General features: G+C 44.5%; 16 protein-coding genes. 14 read left to right on the forward strand and 2 right to left on the reverse strand.

Features of this window, described 5'->3' with window-relative positions; translation table 11 throughout:
* Nucleotides 1-77 precede the first annotated feature (77 nt).
* The 10 genes from ACLSSO_RS00185 to ACLSSO_RS00230 all read left to right on the forward strand — a co-directional run bounded on the left by ACLSSO_RS00185 (nucleotide 78) and on the right by ACLSSO_RS00230 (nucleotide 8,023).
* On the forward strand, nucleotides 78-650 hold the full coding sequence (locus ACLSSO_RS00185; protein ID WP_295905836.1) for a hypothetical protein: 573 nt from the start codon (nucleotides 78-80) through the stop codon (nucleotides 648-650).
* Between the two features lie 3 nt (nucleotides 651-653).
* Nucleotides 654-1,520 (forward strand): tetratricopeptide repeat protein, encoded by an 867-nt coding sequence (locus ACLSSO_RS00190; RefSeq protein WP_413943732.1) that lies wholly within the window; start codon nucleotides 654-656, stop codon nucleotides 1,518-1,520.
* The gene (locus ACLSSO_RS00195; protein ID WP_295905834.1) at nucleotides 1,504-1,710 is read left to right on the forward strand and encodes a hypothetical protein; all 207 of its coding nucleotides are present in this window, start codon (nucleotides 1,504-1,506) and stop codon (nucleotides 1,708-1,710) included. Before ACLSSO_RS00190 ends, ACLSSO_RS00195 begins: the two co-directional genes overlap by 17 nt.
* On the forward strand, nucleotides 1,707-2,570 hold the full coding sequence (gene dapF / locus ACLSSO_RS00200; protein WP_295905833.1) for a diaminopimelate epimerase: 864 nt from the start codon (nucleotides 1,707-1,709) through the stop codon (nucleotides 2,568-2,570). Before ACLSSO_RS00195 ends, dapF begins: the two co-directional genes overlap by 4 nt.
* Entirely contained in the window at nucleotides 2,567-3,448 is an 882-nt protein-coding gene (gene dapA / locus ACLSSO_RS00205; protein ID WP_413943733.1) for a 4-hydroxy-tetrahydrodipicolinate synthase, read from the forward strand. The genes dapF and dapA overlap by 4 nt, the downstream gene beginning before the upstream one ends.
* Nucleotides 3,445-4,131: a 4-hydroxy-tetrahydrodipicolinate reductase gene (locus ACLSSO_RS00210; protein ID WP_413943734.1), complete on the forward strand. Its 687-nt coding sequence runs from the start codon at nucleotides 3,445-3,447 to the stop codon at nucleotides 4,129-4,131. Before dapA ends, ACLSSO_RS00210 begins: the two co-directional genes overlap by 4 nt.
* Complete coding sequence (locus tag ACLSSO_RS00215; RefSeq protein WP_295902152.1) at nucleotides 4,128-4,637, forward strand: hypothetical protein; 510 nt, start codon at nucleotides 4,128-4,130, stop codon at nucleotides 4,635-4,637. Before ACLSSO_RS00210 ends, ACLSSO_RS00215 begins: the two co-directional genes overlap by 4 nt.
* 62 nt (nucleotides 4,638-4,699) lie before the next feature.
* Nucleotides 4,700-5,344, forward strand: a complete 645-nt coding sequence (fsa, locus tag ACLSSO_RS00220) for a fructose-6-phosphate aldolase (RefSeq protein ID WP_295902149.1) — start codon at nucleotides 4,700-4,702, stop codon at nucleotides 5,342-5,344.
* Nucleotides 5,344-5,784, forward strand: coding sequence for a hypothetical protein (locus ACLSSO_RS00225; protein WP_413943735.1), 441 nt, complete (start codon nucleotides 5,344-5,346; stop codon nucleotides 5,782-5,784). The genes fsa and ACLSSO_RS00225 overlap by 1 nt, the downstream gene beginning before the upstream one ends.
* A gap of 130 nt (nucleotides 5,785-5,914) precedes the next feature.
* Nucleotides 5,915-8,023 (forward strand): hypothetical protein, encoded by a 2,109-nt coding sequence (locus ACLSSO_RS00230; RefSeq protein ID WP_295902145.1) that lies wholly within the window; start codon nucleotides 5,915-5,917, stop codon nucleotides 8,021-8,023.
* A 4-nt stretch (nucleotides 8,024-8,027) separates the two neighbouring features.
* Here ACLSSO_RS00230 and murD read toward each other — a convergent pair whose 3' ends face one another.
* The gene (murD, locus tag ACLSSO_RS00235) at nucleotides 8,028-9,374 is read right to left on the reverse strand and encodes a UDP-N-acetylmuramoyl-L-alanine--D-glutamate ligase (RefSeq protein WP_413943736.1); all 1,347 of its coding nucleotides are present in this window, start codon (nucleotides 9,372-9,374) and stop codon (nucleotides 8,028-8,030) included.
* Here murD and ACLSSO_RS00240 point away from each other — a divergent pair.
* The 3 genes from ACLSSO_RS00240 to ACLSSO_RS00250 all read left to right on the forward strand — a co-directional run bounded on the left by ACLSSO_RS00240 (nucleotide 9,356) and on the right by ACLSSO_RS00250 (nucleotide 12,624).
* On the forward strand, nucleotides 9,356-10,816 hold the full coding sequence (locus ACLSSO_RS00240; protein WP_413943737.1) for a metallophosphoesterase: 1,461 nt from the start codon (nucleotides 9,356-9,358) through the stop codon (nucleotides 10,814-10,816). The two genes, murD and ACLSSO_RS00240, sit on opposite strands and share 19 nt — an antisense overlap.
* Before the next feature lie 92 nt (nucleotides 10,817-10,908).
* Complete coding sequence (locus ACLSSO_RS00245) at nucleotides 10,909-11,103, forward strand: histone-like protein (protein ID WP_295902137.1); 195 nt, start codon at nucleotides 10,909-10,911, stop codon at nucleotides 11,101-11,103.
* A gap of 156 nt (nucleotides 11,104-11,259) precedes the next feature.
* Nucleotides 11,260-12,624 carry a hypothetical protein gene (locus ACLSSO_RS00250; protein WP_295902133.1) on the forward strand — a complete coding sequence of 455 codons (1,365 nt, stop codon included), beginning with the start codon at nucleotides 11,260-11,262 and terminating at the stop codon, nucleotides 12,622-12,624.
* Here ACLSSO_RS00250 and ligA read toward each other — a convergent pair.
* Entirely contained in the window at nucleotides 12,621-14,621 is a 2,001-nt protein-coding gene (ligA, locus tag ACLSSO_RS00255; protein WP_295902130.1) for an NAD-dependent DNA ligase LigA, read from the reverse strand. The genes ACLSSO_RS00250 and ligA overlap by 4 nt on opposite strands.
* A gap of 141 nt (nucleotides 14,622-14,762) precedes the next feature.
* On the opposite strand from ligA, the gene gatC reads away from it, so the two are divergent.
* Complete coding sequence (gene gatC / locus ACLSSO_RS00260; RefSeq protein ID WP_295902126.1) at nucleotides 14,763-15,044, forward strand: Asp-tRNA(Asn)/Glu-tRNA(Gln) amidotransferase subunit GatC; 282 nt, start codon at nucleotides 14,763-14,765, stop codon at nucleotides 15,042-15,044.
* Nucleotides 15,045-15,053 lie beyond the last annotated feature (9 nt).

Genomic DNA, 15,053 nt, shown 5'->3' on the forward strand with positions numbered 1-15,053 from the left:
GAACCTTGACTGTACCTCCCTTGGTCGTGGTGTGATTAATACACAACGAAAAAGAAAAACCATTCAAGGAGGAATTTATGGTTAAGGCTCTTATTGCCGTTCTAGGTCTTGCATTCTCTATCAATGCAGTTGCAGCTCCGTCTGCAGTTGAAGTTGTTGCGAACATCCAAAACGCAGCGATCATGGATCAAGCTCAAACAATGGGTTTGGACTGGAAAGTTGGCGACCAAGCTAACTACAACATCGACATGGGATTCATCAAAGGATCTATGACGATGGCAGTTCGTTCAGTTGCTGCTGATGGCATCTGGATGGATCAAAACATGGATCTTGGTTTCGCTGGAAAACAAAAAGTTGAAACTTTGATCGATCCAAACACTGGTGAAATCAAAAAAATGATCGTTAACGGTAAAGAACAACAACCACCAAAACAAGATGTTGAAGTTATCGACGTTAAAGAAGACAGAATCACTGTTCCTGCTGGAACTTTCGATTGCATCCACGCTCGTCTTAAAGACAAAGAGCAAAACGCTGAAATCAACGCATGGATCAACCCAGAGCAAGTTCCACTTTCTGGTATGTTGAAACAAGTTGCTCCAAGCCAATTCGGCGAAGTGACTGTTGTTTTGAAATCTTTCAAAAAGAACTAATTAATGAAATTGGTTTTGCTAAGAGCCACCCTTGGGGTGGCTCTTCTCTTTTCTGGCCCTTCTCTTTTTGCTCAGACAAAAAACGGTAAGTCTGAGACCTACAAAGATATTATCGAAAAAGCGTACAACTTAAGTTTGCAGCGGGATCGCCAGCAGGCTTTGAACATTCTCTCAAGCGCTATTCAAAAAGAAACTCGTCCCCAAGCCGTTGCCGAACTTAAAAAAACCGTCGCTGAAGTCTCGACTATATTTTTTAGCGATAAAGCCCAACAACTTTTTGAAACCGGTGTTTCTTTGCGCAAAACCGACGTGAACCAGGCGTTGGATAAAGTGAGCGAAGCTTCGCGCATTGAGCCCGATAATTTGTCCATCGTGAATGAGCTTGCGCGTTTGATGATTGCTAAAGGTGACTGCAAAAATGCGCAGGAGGCTGTACAAAAACAACTCACGCTAGTGAGTTTTGATGAAGATTTAAAACTGAGTATGGCTCAAGCCCTTGCCTGCCAGGGAAAATGGCTTGAATACCAAAAGGTCGCGGATACTGTGGCGATGAAGAAGTCTCCGCAGCAAAAGTTCTGGCTGGCTTTGGAAATGGATAAGTTTTTGTCTGCTAAAAACCTTACAAAGGCGCAAGAGGTCCTCGGAACTCTGAAAAAAGCCGACGAAAAGTACCCAGAGTCTTTCTATTGGATCTGGAAGTTCGATCAAGCGCAGAAAAAGTCGAATCTAGACATTGCTCAGAAATACGTGATGACCTGCAAAAACATTTCAGCGAACCAGTATAGACAGTATATGATAGACCCCATGCTTTGCCGCCGCCTAACTGAGGTGGAAAGCGAGCTTAAGGGGATGAATGGAACGTCTGAATAAAATAGCCCTCATTTTGGTTTTCTTATTGCCACTGGGTTGTGGAGTGAAAGGCCGTCCTTTGCCACCCCTCAACCCCGCGCCGCTGGGACGCGGTGAACCTACTTTTAAAGACGCTCAAAAGAAACCCACGAAAAAATCCACAACTCGCGATCAAGAGGACAGTTCTTCAGCTGAGACGGAGGAGCGATGAAAAACTTCCTGCCTGTGACCATCACAAAAATGTCGGGAGCAGGAAATACGTTTTCTTTGATTGATGCGCGCAAGGGATCTGCCTGGGAAGACATCGAAAAACATCTTGGCATGACTCGCGCGAATTTCGCAAAACTTGTTTGCGATCGTGTTTTAGGTGTGAGTACTGATGGCCTTCTTCTTATTCAATCCGGTGGCGACGGTTTTGATTTTGTTTGGGACTTTTACAATAACGATGGCTCGACAGCAGAAATGTGTGGCAATGCCGCTCGTTGTGCCGCCCGTTTTTGTTATGAAAATCTAGAAAGTTCAAATCCAGAAAAAAGCACGCTGAAATTTAAAACAGGCGCAGGCCTTGTCACAGCACAAATTTTAGGTGATGGAAAAATCCGCGTGCGTATGCCAGAAGCTCGCTTCATTCAAGAGCGCATTGAACTTAAAACGAAATCCAGCTCTACAGAAGAGTTTGCGTTGGTGAACACCGGAGTTCCGCATTTGGTTCAAAAAATTCACAATATCGCCGATGCGACGTCACTGAAAGAAATGGCCCGAGAAGCACGCTCTCACCATGATTTGCGTCCTTCGGGAGCCAATGTCACTTTCTATGCGGAAGACAGCCGTGGAAAAATCAAAGCTGTTACTTTTGAGCGCGGTGTGGAAGATTACACATTGGCTTGCGGCACAGGTGCTGTTGCGGCGGCTTTGGTGTATGCAAAAGAGACTTCCGAAAAACAAGTGGAAGTGCAAATGCCTGGCGGCCTTATGCAGGTAGTTTTCTTAGAAGGCGACTCTCATCCATTGATGATTGGTGACGCCGTTTTTGTTGGAGAATTTAAATACAATCTTGAGGTGGTCGGATGAAAAATTTCAAAGGCACGTTTACAGCTTTAATAACACCGTTTAAAAATGACAAAATTGATTATGCGTCTTTGGATCGTCTGTTGAAACAACAACTCGATGGCGGCGTTGATGGTTTTGTTGTGAATGGAACAACAGCGGAAAGCCCGACGCTGTCTTCAGAAGAAGTCGCTGAGTTATTTAAACACATTCGCTCTTTCTGCGGCGATAAAGTCCCTTTGATTATCGGTACAGGTTCTAACAGCACAGCAAAAACAATTGAAGACTCTAAAAAAGCGGAAGCCCTGGGTGGTGATGCTCTTTTAGTAGTTGTGCCTTATTACAATAAACCGCCGCAACGTGGTTTGTATGAGCACTTTAAAACTGTTGCGACGTCTGTGAAAATTCCAACGCTTCTTTACAATGTTCCTGGTCGCACGATCACGTCTCTTGAAGCAAAAACCATCGGCGATCTTTCGAAGGTTCCAGGTATTATTGGCATCAAAGAAGCGTCAGGGAAAATTGATCTTGAAAAAGAAATCATCAAAGCTTGCGGAAAAGATTTTGTGATGCTTTCTGGTGATGACGGTACTTACGTGGATTTCCTTCAGGCCGGCGGTCATGGTGTGATTTCTGTGGCGACTCATGTGATTCCAAAACAAATGGTTCAGTGGAGAAAATGGGCGCTTGAAGGCCAGTTTGATAAAGCGCAAGCGGATATCAAAAAATACATGGATCTTATCAATTTACTTTTTGTGGAAGCCAACCCAATCCCTGTGAAAAAAGCGTTGGCTTTGATGGGAATCATTGAATCTGCTTCATTGCGTTTACCGATGATGGAGCTCACTCCTGAGCATACAGAAAAATTGAAAGCTGAAATGCAACGCGTGGGTGTTCTGTGAAGAAAATCAAAGTAGGTCTTGTCGGCTCCTCCGGCCGCATGGGTAAAGAAATTATCCAAGTGATTGAAAACAGCGCTGGTTGCGAGGTGTTTTATCCATTTGGTCGTAATGACAAATGGGATGCAAAAAAAGCCAAAGCCGTGGACGTATGGATTGATTTTTCGTCTCCGGATGCTTTGAAGGATGTTCTTAAAAGAGCTGCTGAAAACAAAACGCCAGTTGTATGTGGCACGACGGGTTTTACGAAAAAAGAAAAAGATCTTCTTGAACAATACGCAAAGAAAATCCCCGTCTTGTGGTCTTCAAATATGAGTTTGGGTGTTGCGGTTTTAAATGAAGCTCTTAAATCTTTGGCGGCGATTTCTCATTTTGATTTTCAAATTGAAGAAATTCATCATAATCGCAAAAAAGATAAACCGTCAGGAACTGCCATTACACTTCAGGAAAATCTGGAAAAGGCTGTTAATAAAAAATTGCCAGAGCCTTTGGCAATTCGTGGTGGCGGCGTTTTCGGTGTTCACAAGATTTATTCCATGAGTGACGAAGAAGTTCTGACATTTGAGCACAGCGCTTTAAATCGCACTGTGTTTGCCAAAGGGGCTGTTCAGGCTGCTGAATGGCTTGTTAAACAAAAACCAGGTCTTTATCAGATCCGTGACGTTCTTTTTGGGAAACAGAAATGAGCCCCACTCTTCATTCAGCGCTGATTCATGTCGCCCTTGATTTAGTGGGTGGTGTGGAAAAAGCAAAAAATCTTTTAAGAAAGTTCGCTGAATGCGGAGAAATCGCCACGATCTCTTCAGCCTACAAACGCTACCTGACGATGGAGCGTTTGGACTTGAGTGCTCGTCTGGAGTTTGTGATTCGTTTTGAAACTCAGCTCGGGGTTGATCAGGTTTTGCATCTGGTTCTTTCTTTGTGCGAAACGGGCTCCCAAGGGCTCACAAAAAAAAGTCATTCGGAACTCACCCTTCTTACGTTTGACGATATGATTCTGATGTCGCCTCGGTTGACTCTTCCGTACCCGCAGCTTCATCAAGATCCTCTGATTATTCGTTGTGCGGCGGAAGCATGGGGTCAGTACGAACATCCTATTTATCAAAAAAATCTGAGTGAGATTTCCAAATCAGCCCCGCCTGCGAACCAGGCAGAGTTTTTCATGCAGGGTAAAAGCCTGGTTGATTTTTAATCTCTCCCGGAATACAAATTTATTGTTATATTTAAAGACATTCTTACCTTACGGGAGCTTCCATGAAGTTTTTCATCGACACGGCAGAAATCGAAGAGATCAGACAAGCCAACATGCGTGGTTGGGTTGATGGTGTAACTACAAACCCTTCTTTGATTGCAAAATCAGGAAAACCATTTCACGACGTGATCAAAGAAATCTGCAAAGAAGTTTCTGGACCTGTCTCTGCGGAAGTCATCAGCCTTCAAGCGGAAGAAATGTTCCGCGAGGGTAAAGAGCTTGCGAAATTGGCTTCCAACGTTGTTGTGAAGGTTCCAATGTGTGAAGACGGTATGATTGCTGTAAAAAAATTCAAAGCAGAAGGTATCAAGACAAACGTCACGTTGGTCTTCTCGCCAATGCAAGCATTGCTAGCTGCTAAAGCTGGAGCAACAATGGTTTCTCCATTCGTAGGTCGCCTTGATGACATTGGCCAAGAAGGCATGGTCATGGTTGATCAGATTATTCAAATGTACCAAAACTATGATTTTGACACTGAGGTCTTGGTTGCGAGCGTAAGAAGCCCAATGCATATCCAAATCGCTGCTGAAATGGGTGCGGATATCGCGACTATTCCATTTAAGGTTATGCAACAAATGACTCACCATCCACTTACTGACAAAGGCATCAAACAGTTTATGGATGATTGGAACAAGGCTAAGAAGTAATGAAGAAGGTTCTTGGTTTTTTTCTTTTAGCGTCAACCCTCCTTTTGTCCAGTTGCAGAACTGGTGGGGTGATCATTCGAGAAACTCCATTGAATGTCAGTGAAACCCGTCGCGCCGTGATGGCCGTGATTGGGGAGCCGCGCTCGGTCAGTCAAAACGGGCGCGAGATTCTTTCTCAGTTCTACGATAAAAAAAATAAAATAATCGAGAAGATGGACATGGCCCGTGAACGTTATTACACCCATGTCACCGTTCTTGGCGACCGCCGCCCTTATGACGTTCAGGTCGAGGTCCTAGTCGAAGGTCGTAATGAAGAAGGTGGTTTTGACCTTCTAGATCGCGATGACGACAAAGCCGGCGTGATTGCGGAAAAGATCCGCCAGTCGCTTAACCAAAGTCGCGACACCCGCAACGTAATTGACGACTTCCGCTCTTTCTAAATAACATGAGAATAGTCAGGAATGACTATTCTCTTAGATGAGGTGACTGTTGCAAGGAATGCGACTTCGACGGCTTCTGCCGTTGGCAGTAATAGCGGGATGCTTTTGCTGGTCAAGCCAATTAGGTGGCTTGAAGTTCATTCCTATTTATGAAGCCCTCACCATTAAAGCTCAAAAAAATTCTCCACCTCACATCGCTTTCGAAGAAGTTTTGGAATCAGAACGTGTTGCTAACGAGTGGGCGCGTATTGAAAAAATCACGCCAAGAAATCTAGCGGCAGAAAAATCCACAGCTCCTCTTTACTCACAAAAAGTGGAACTGCCGGAAATGGTTCTAAAAAAGAATGTTGAAAAAGTCGTGGCTGAGGCCACCTATGCTTCCAACCCTCAGCCTTCTGGCGAACAAAGCGAAGTAGCAGCTCAAGACAATTCTTGGATGGAGCAACTTCCTCGCGCTCAAGCGATTCGTTTGCAAGAGGCGCAAAGACGCAGCGAAGTTTTGGCAGAAAACTGGCAAGGGCAAACTTGGTCAGAGATGGCTAAAGACGTTCTTGAAAAATCAGGTGCTCTCACGTCACCTTCTGCGGCATCTCCGAATGGAGTGTATGTGGCAGGCACCTCTGCTTCAGGTCAAAAGAATACAGATCTTCCTCGGACACAAGTTTATTATAACCATGAAAATAAGAGCGTCCCTTCACAAGCTCCTTCAGGTGGGAATCCAAATACATCTCCTGCTGACGAAGGCCAAGGCTTTCTTCCTTCAAATGCTTTAGTAGAAGAAAGAGGAACTGGTTCGCGCTCTATCGTGGGCCCTCTTGAAATCACGGGTGGTTTAGCTGTCACAAACGAACATCATATTGAAGTTCGTCGCAGTGATGAAGGTATTTTAAAAGAATTGGGCCGCGTGGATCTGCAACAAGGTCTTTATAATATTGATGTTGAAGATACTTCCGGAACGATTGTGGCCCGTCTTGTGGATAAAGATGGAAAAACTTTGGGTGAAGGATCTTTTAGACTCAATCGTTTGGTGGCTTCACAAACGAAATCACTGCAAGGTCCAAAACTTCGTATCGAACCACATCCAGATTTTGCGGGAATCGTGACAAGCGCCTACAATCCAAAAGCCAACGACGCTGCCCCTGCGCAAACGCGTGTGACCTTTGTTAAAGGTGCTAGTGAGGTGGCTGTGAAAAAAGACGGTTATGTCGCCATGGATAATGTCACAAAGGGTTCGAGCACGGTGATGCGTGCGGCAGCTCCGAAGCATTTGCAAACAGCTTCCATTGTAATTTCAGGCGCAGAGTTTAAATCTCAACTTTATCCGGAATCGATGATTCAAGCTCTTCAAGATATCGTTGCTCAACAAAGAACTCAGTCCTTTGATGGAGCGCCGACGGTGATCTGGGGTCGTGTCAGTCAAGACGGAAAAAATCTTTCCGGAATTGAAGTCGCTGTTGAATCTGACGAAAGCTTGTTACCTATTTATTTTAATCAGTTCATGCTTCCGGACCCTAACCTGAAAGCCACAAGCGACAATGGGCTTTATGCTTTTGTTGATGTGAGCCCTGGCTTTCACTCATTATTGGCAACGAGAGCTAATTCTATTTTAGGATATCAAAACGTCCTTGTTGAAGATGGCTCAGTTGCTCAAGGCGATATTGAGTCAACAATTAAAACAGAGGCAGTTCCGTTGCGGGTGTACGACGCCTTTACTGGTGAAGCCCGTTCGGCCCTTGTGACTATGCAAAGCTTAAATGAAGACCTGCAGGTGCAAGACGGTGTTGCAACGGTGAATCTTCCGCACATCAGTCGCTTAGGTATGATGCGCATTCAGCCTGAAGGGGCGGATTATGTAGCAGCCCGTTATCTATATAACGATAGCGATGCATTTATTCATGCGCCGTTGGTTCATTGGTCATGGCTTAACACGATTAAGACTTACTTGCGAATTGATGATCCTGCAAGTGCGGGTGTGATTGTGGGATTTGTTCCTGATGAGGACTTTGAAGTTTATCTAGCTGCTTACGACAACTTTGAACCTCGTCATATCGTATACTTTGATATGCAAGGTCGTATCTTGCAAAACCGTAAAGGCATCGCTGGCGGTGGATTTATTCTCTACAATGTACCAGAAGACACTCACGAAGTTGTGGTTGTTGGAAGCCGCACGCAGAAGATTTATTCTCGCGTGCTGCCTGTCGATGCCAATTCGCTTTCTGTCTTAACTTTCCGCGAATAGATTTTTATTTCGCAAACTCTTCGACTTTTTTCTTAAAGAAATTTCCGCGATCTTCAAATGATTTAAATTCGTCAAGGCTTGTGCCGCCGGGACTAAGTAAAACGGTGTCGTGAGTTTTCACATTTCCGAAAACGAAATCCAACGCTTCACCCAGTTTTGCAAAGGATTCTCCGGGTAAAAGAGATTTCTTTTGCGCGATCTCGCGGCACTCACCAAAGAAAACAAACTCCACGCCCTTGAAGTTTTTGAGTGGGATTAAATCCTGCCACGGAAGATTTTTATCTCTGCCTCCTAAAAGCAGAAATAACTTTCCGGAATTTGTGAGCGTATCGTAAGCCGCTGTGGCCGCAATAAGAACGCTGTCCATAGCTGTTGCTTTACTGTCGTTAATAAAACGAACACCTTTAAACGTTCCGACATTTTCAAGGCGATGCACAAGTCCTTTAAAAGATTTCATGCCTTCAATTGCTGACGAAGGCCAGCCCGCCGCAAGCGCCAAAGACGACGCCAGCGCCAAGTTATCTTGATTGTGCTGACCGATAAGCTGCGCTTTTTCTAAATGAAGATTGGCAAGCAAAGGGTCTTTTTTTGAAACCACTTTCACCTGTTCATGATGATTCATTTTAAAATACTCAACGAGGTCGCCACCTTCGCTATTTAAAAGCATCACATTTTTTGTCAGCGACAGAATATTCCACTTGGTGCGGTAATAGTGCTCAAGGTTGTCGTAACGCTCAAGATGATTAGAAGTAAAGTAAGTGATTGCAGAATAATCCAGTTTTAGATTTTCGCAGTTTTCGAGTTGATAACTAGATAGTTCTAAAACGATCCAGTCAGCGCGAGGACGTTTCTTTTCAAGAACGTCAGCAGCATAGGCAGAAAAAGGAATTCCTAGGTTTCCACCGACAAAGCCTGTTTTAGAAAAAGCCTCAAGGCCTGCACCTAAAAGTGAGACTGTTGTGCTTTTTCCGACAGACCCGGTAACTCCGATCAATTTCTCCGTGGTCAAACATGAGCAAGCTAAAGAAATTTCGCTCGTGATTTTAGCGCCCTTCTTTTGTGCCGCCTGAATCCATGCTGAAGTCAGTGGAACCCCTGGAGAAACCACCAATGTTTGTGGTTGGGACGTGGCCATAAGAGCTTCGGGGTCATTAAAGTCCGCCGTCTCAAGTTTTCCATCAAATGTGAGGACCGACTGCGGAGCAACGCCCAAGTTTAAAAGAAGGCGTTTTGCGGCTTCCCCGCTTTTTCCCATACCGACAATTGCAATTGGAGTCTTCAGGTTCTTGATAAATTCGTTCATCTGCACGATCATATTCTTGGGAGGCAGATTTGCCCACTTCTTTTTCACAACCGATTCCTGATTTTAAAAAGGCGCCGTACACGGCGATCATTAGCGATTTGCATTTAACAGAAGCAGAGCCGGTTCGCGTTCGCTTTCCGTTGTGGAAAAAATTTAAAACACGTCAGTTCTTTTTTGATGATGTTTTTGAAAGCTTTCTTAAACACATTGAAGAAAAAGCTCAAGGGGCTCCTATTGAGCTGGTGTTGAACGGTGACATTTTTGATTTTGATAGCGTACTGCGTTTGCCTGATGAGCCGGTGTTTCATGTCGGTTGGCTTGAAAAACATCGCGGTCTTTATCCTCGTGAAGAACGCTCTCGTTTTAAGATCGAAGTCATTCTCAAAGACCACGCGGAATTTGTGCGGGCCCTTAGAGAATTTATCCTGCGCGGCCATCGCGCGATTTTTGTGATGGGAAATCACGACTTGGAACTTCACTTCCCCGAGGTGCAGGAAGAAATCTATCGTCATTTGAATTTGCCAGAACACAAACGCCAGGAAGTGCGTTTTGTTGAATGGTTTTATATCAGCAATCAAGACACCTTGATTGAACACGGGAATCAATACGACCCGTATTGCATGTGTGAAGACCCGGTGAATCCTTTTGTGCGTGGATACAATTTTGTTTCGTTAAAACTTCCTTTTGGAAATCTCGCGTGTCGCTACATTATGAACGGTATGGGTTTTTTTAATCCGCATGTAGACACGAACTACATTATGTCTTTGCCGGAATACATCCGCTTTTTCTTTAAGTACGTTGCAAAGGCACAGCCTGGTTTGGTGTTGACGTGGTTCTGGGGTGCGGTGGTGACTCTCCTTCACTCGTTCTTTGATCGTTTGGCAGCGCCGATTCGCAATCCGCTGAAAATTGAAGATCGTGTTTCTTATATTGCGGAAAAAGCCAATGCCGAGCCACGCATGGTGCGGGAGCTGAAAGAACTTTTTGTGGATCCAGCTGCGAGCAACCCATTTTTGCTGGCTCGTGAGTTGTGGCTGGATCGCGCTTTTATTATTTTCATCGCCTTCTTTTTAATCTTTCAATTGATGGTTTTTGTTCGCTCCGTTTATGAGATTTCATTTTTCTGGGCGTTCATTCCATTGTTTCTGCTTCTTCCATTTTTCCTTTTCTACAGTAAATCAGTAACCTCTTTGGTTTCGGGATACAAAGAACCGGATGACCGCGTGTTAGCTATGGCGAGTGCAATCACGAAAGCGCAGCGCATTGTTTTTGGGCATACACACCATACTCGCCATGAGATCATTGGTTCTGTAGAACACCTCAACAGTGGGTGCTGGTCACCAGCGTTTTTGGATGTGGAATGTACGAAACCCTTAGATCAGAAAACTTTCGTGTGGATTTCTCCTGGGGAAAGCGGCTCAAGGCAGGCGGAACTTTTCCGGTTCGAGGATGGGAAGTCAGAACTTTTGATCAACCCGGGACGCGCGTAGAATTAGTGCGCCGCAAGAAGATTTCATATTGTCAATTTCTAGACCCTATGCAAACCTTTTAGAGGTAAACACACGGATGGAGAGGTTTAATCATGGCAGACGTACTTGTAGTGACAAGCAAAGTGAAAAAACTCATCAAGGAAAAAGGTCAAATGAACACTTCTGCTGAGACAATTGATGTTCTTAGCAAAGCTATCGAGCAACTTTGCTTGAAAGGTGTCGAGAGTGCTAAAGCTGACGGTCGTAAGACTGTTATGGCTCGCGACATTGTGATCGACCACATTTAATTCTTGGCGGATCACCTTAAATAAAAATTTAAACCCACAGTTTGCAAAGACTGTGGGTTTTTTTATGTTTGTGACCTAGACCTTCATCCAGTGCCTCAAGTTAAGGCGTTTCTTTTCCGATATTTAGAAACGGATTCATAAAAAAGGAAATCGCAGATGAAGGTTTTATTTTTTGTGTTGATAACACTCGGCACGTTCCACGTCCATGCTCAAGGGGCTCTTTATAAGAGCACCGATAAAATCACATTATCTTACGAAGAATTTCGGGCTCTAACTCCCGAAAATCAGGAAGCTTGGATTAAAGAACTTCGTGCTTTTAACCATAATATTGAACTGATTGAAAGCGGTCAGCGGATCAGTGCGAAACCTCCGAAGTATTCATCCATTTTTCCATGGATGATGGAGCGTCTTCAGGCGAATCAAAAATTTTGTGCGGCCTTTCAGTTCCTTACGCAGTCGACTCCAGCCTATGCAGCCGATGAAAAATGCCAAGTAAGAAACTTTTCAAGTCCTTCGCGCATTTGTATTTACTGTCCGGGTGATGAAGTCAGTGGTGTGAATGTATGTTCTGCCAGTGGTGCTTACAGTGATTCCTCTAAAATTACTCAAGAATTAATGCGTGCATTTGAAAACAAAGATTATCGTGGTGCTCGTGTTGGTATCGACGTTAAAAAACTCGAAGAACATGTAAAACACGTTCAAGAAGAAGGCGGCGCTTTTGAGTTTCAAACGCCTGTGATTCGCAGAGACACGGTCGTTAAAAAAGTTGTGACTCCTTCGTCGTCTCAACCTGTAGTCATCGATATGGGTCCGGATGCCAAAGTAGAAAAACCAACGGGCGCAGGCCCGATTACAACATTTGAAAAACGCGATTCTACGGGAGCTGTTTTAGAGAGAAAATCCAATGATCGCCGTGTTGAAGATTATAAACTTAAAGAGCTTGGCGATATTGGCGGCATTAAAAGCAATGACAACCTGGATGTGGACGAAGTCACTTCCAAAGATCGCTTAGCCTGTATTTACGCCGGCTGGGCTTTGCAAGGAAAAAACTGCAGTCCGGTTTTTGAAAAAGAAGTGTTTGATGCTTCTGGAAAAAAAGTCACTTACTCTTGTAAAACCCCTCCGAAAGAAGGCGCGATTCAAGGTGACACAGAAGATGGAAAAGCCACCGTACTTTGCAATCCTGTCGTCTTTGGGGTGAAAGAGGGAAAACCTATTTGCACCGTGCGCGCAAAAAATGCGACAGAAGAGTGTGCAAAGAAATCTCCTCCCGCAAAAGAAGCTTTGGACTTTGCGAGAAACAATCCGCAGTCTTACCGCGCCCTTGTTCGTCGTGTGGATACACTTTGCCAGCAGGATGAAGGTGCTTTGCGCAGCCACTTTGCTAAAAGGGGCTACAACGAAAAACGCATTGAACACAGTGTGAAGGATTTAGGCGCCACATGCTCTCACTTGCGCGGCAGAATGGCTGAGCTTGTTCAAGCAAACAAAGACACAGCCCCTCGCGCCGGCGTTCGTTAAATCATTTTTTGTAAGTCTTCCCAAGAGATGACGGTCACGCCAAGGCTTTGAGCTTTTTCAAGCTTAGAGCCGGGGTCATCACCGACAACCAGGTAATTTAATTTCGAAGAAACAGAGCCTAAAATTTTTCCGCCATTTTTTTCAATGAAATCTTTGGCGTCGTCACGTTTGACAGGCAACGTTCCTGTGATCAGAAAACTTTTTCCCGAAAGTGCTCCTTCTTGAGAACGGACCGGATTTGTGATTTTCACACCAAGCTTTTGCATATCGTGAACTTCTTTAACGAGTTCTTTGTTGGAAGTCCAAGCTTCGATAGCCTTTGCCACCTTCGGGCCGATTTCTGGAACCTGCAGAAGAGATTCTTCGTCCGCCTTGATAAAATTATCAATCGTGATGAAGTGATCCGCCAAATGTTTCGCGGTCTGTTCACCAACAAAGCGAATGCCCAGAGCAAAAATAAAACGCGCCAATGTCGGGTGTTTGCTGTTTTCAATACTGTTAATCACGTTTTCTGCGGATTTATCCCCTTGGCGCTCTAAAGACAAAATATCTTCTTTGGTCAGGCGATAGAAATCAGAGAAACGCGAAAGAAGTTTATTGTCGACCAAGGTTTCAATAAGACGATCACCCACTTTATCGATATTCATCGCGCGTCGTGCGACAAAGTGTTTTAAAGACTCTTTCACCATAGCGATGCAAAGTGGATTTATACAGCGAGTGACAACTTCGCCTTCTAGTTTTTGCACTTCTGATCCGCACGCAGGACACTCTGTTGGCATTTCAAAAGGTTTGCTATTTTTAGGTCGCTTATCTAGAACGACAGAGACGACTTCAGGAATGACATCACCGGCTCTTTGAATAACGACCGTGTCACCCACACGAACGTCTTTGCGATTGATTTCATCTTGATTGTGAAGAGTGGCATTTGTGACGGTCACGCCTCCCACCTTTACAGGGGACATGATAGCCACCGGCGTAAGAGCTCCCGTGCGACCCACTTGAATTGCAATGGTTTCAATCACGGTTTGTGCCTGTTCGGGTTTAAACTTTGCCGCTGTCGCCCAGCGCGGACTTCTTGCGACAAGGCCCAAATCATCTTGCAGTCTTAGCGAATTTACTTTGATAACGATACCATCAATATCAAACGGGAGACTCGGGCGAAGTTTTTCTACTTCGTGATAGTAATCAACAACAGCTAAAGGCCCCGCGCATACGCGAACCAAATCGAAGTCAGCATTTTTTTGCAAAGAGGGAATGCCCACTTCTGCGAAATAATTTTCAATCTCTTGCTGATTTTTAAATTCAATTCCGTCAACAGCCCCCAAGGCATATCCGTAAAAGCGCAAAGGGCGCGATGCTGTGATTTTGGCATCAAGTTGTCTCACGGATCCCGCGGCGGCGTTTCGCGGATTTGCAAAAGTTTGTTGCCCATTTTCTTGTTGGGCTTCGTTTAATTTTGCGAAGTCTTGCTTAAACATTAAAACTTCTCCGCGCACCTCTAAAAGAGCCGGGGGATTTTTAGTATGAAGTTTTAGCGGAATGCTTTTAATGGTACGGATGCCCTGGGTTACATCTTCACCGACAGTTCCGTCTCCACGAGTCAAAGCTCTTACAAAATTGCCATGTTCATAGATGAGCTCCATAGAAAGACCGTCAAACTTGGGCTCGCAAAGATACTCGATGTCCTTATCGGTGCTCAGGAATTTTTTTACGCGTTCATCAAAATCAACGATGTCCTCAGGCGAATAACTGTTTGCTAACGATAACATAGGCAATCTATGCGGTGCCTTCTCAAAAGCGGCCAAAGGTGTGCCACCCACGCGTTGGGATGGCGAATCTGAAAGATCGAGATTTTTTTCGGTCTTTTCTAATTTTAGAAGTTCATCAAAAAGTTGGTCGTATTCGAAATCTGTAATCGTAGGACGATCCAAAACGTAGTAATTGTAATCGTGCTGAGAAATGATTTTTTTTAACTCTTCGTGGCGTTTTTTAGACATGGGAAGAATCTATCACTGCTTGGCGTTGATACAAAATAGAAAAGGTCTAGGTCCCACGAAAAATGCACCACCTAAGAGTGACGAGGGCCCTCTTTTCTGGGTATTTTTTAAATATTCATTCTCGAAAAAGGAGAATTCCCCGTGATTGATAAAAAGACCATCGAGCATATCGCGAAGCTCGCCCGCCTCCATATCACTGACGAAGAAGCTCAAGAGTACAGCACTCAGCTCGCAAAAGCTCTCAATCATTTCGAGACTATTTCAAAAATCAATACGGCGGGAATCGAACCCTTAATCACTCCTACAGAAATCGAATCTTTTTGGCGTGAAGATGTCGTTAAACAAGAATTTTCCGCAGAAGAAATGACGGCGAACGCGCCTGCTAAAGCCGGAAACCTGTTTAAAGTTCCACCTGTTGTCTAGAGGTTAAAG

It is taken from the genome of Bdellovibrio sp. HCB-162 (assembly GCF_047344985.1).
In the GTDB taxonomy this organism is placed as follows: domain Bacteria; phylum Bdellovibrionota; class Bdellovibrionia; order Bdellovibrionales; family Bdellovibrionaceae; genus Bdellovibrio.

Excerpts from the sequence above, each read along its gene's own strand:
- ACLSSO_RS00190 (WP_413943732.1), top strand. The coding sequence starts at position 654 with ATGAAATTGGTTTTGCTAAGAGCCACCCTTGGGGTGGCTCTTCTCTTT.
- dapA (WP_413943733.1), top strand. The coding sequence starts at position 2,567 with ATGAAAAATTTCAAAGGCACGTTTACAGCTTTAATAACACCGTTTAAA.
- ACLSSO_RS00225 (WP_413943735.1), top strand. The coding sequence starts at position 5,344 with ATGAAGAAGGTTCTTGGTTTTTTTCTTTTAGCGTCAACCCTCCTTTTG.
- dapF (WP_295905833.1), top strand. The coding sequence starts at position 1,707 with ATGAAAAACTTCCTGCCTGTGACCATCACAAAAATGTCGGGAGCAGGA.
- ACLSSO_RS00215 (WP_295902152.1), top strand. The coding sequence starts at position 4,128 with ATGAGCCCCACTCTTCATTCAGCGCTGATTCATGTCGCCCTTGATTTA.
- ACLSSO_RS00250 (WP_295902133.1), top strand. The coding sequence starts at position 11,260 with ATGAAGGTTTTATTTTTTGTGTTGATAACACTCGGCACGTTCCACGTC.
- fsa (WP_295902149.1), top strand. The coding sequence starts at position 4,700 with ATGAAGTTTTTCATCGACACGGCAGAAATCGAAGAGATCAGACAAGCC.
- ligA (WP_295902130.1), bottom strand. The coding sequence starts at position 14,621 with ATGTCTAAAAAACGCCACGAAGAGTTAAAAAAAATCATTTCTCAGCAC.
- ACLSSO_RS00245 (WP_295902137.1), top strand. The coding sequence starts at position 10,909 with ATGGCAGACGTACTTGTAGTGACAAGCAAAGTGAAAAAACTCATCAAG.
- ACLSSO_RS00195 (WP_295905834.1), top strand. The coding sequence starts at position 1,504 with ATGGAACGTCTGAATAAAATAGCCCTCATTTTGGTTTTCTTATTGCCA.
- ACLSSO_RS00185 (WP_295905836.1), top strand. The coding sequence starts at position 78 with ATGGTTAAGGCTCTTATTGCCGTTCTAGGTCTTGCATTCTCTATCAAT.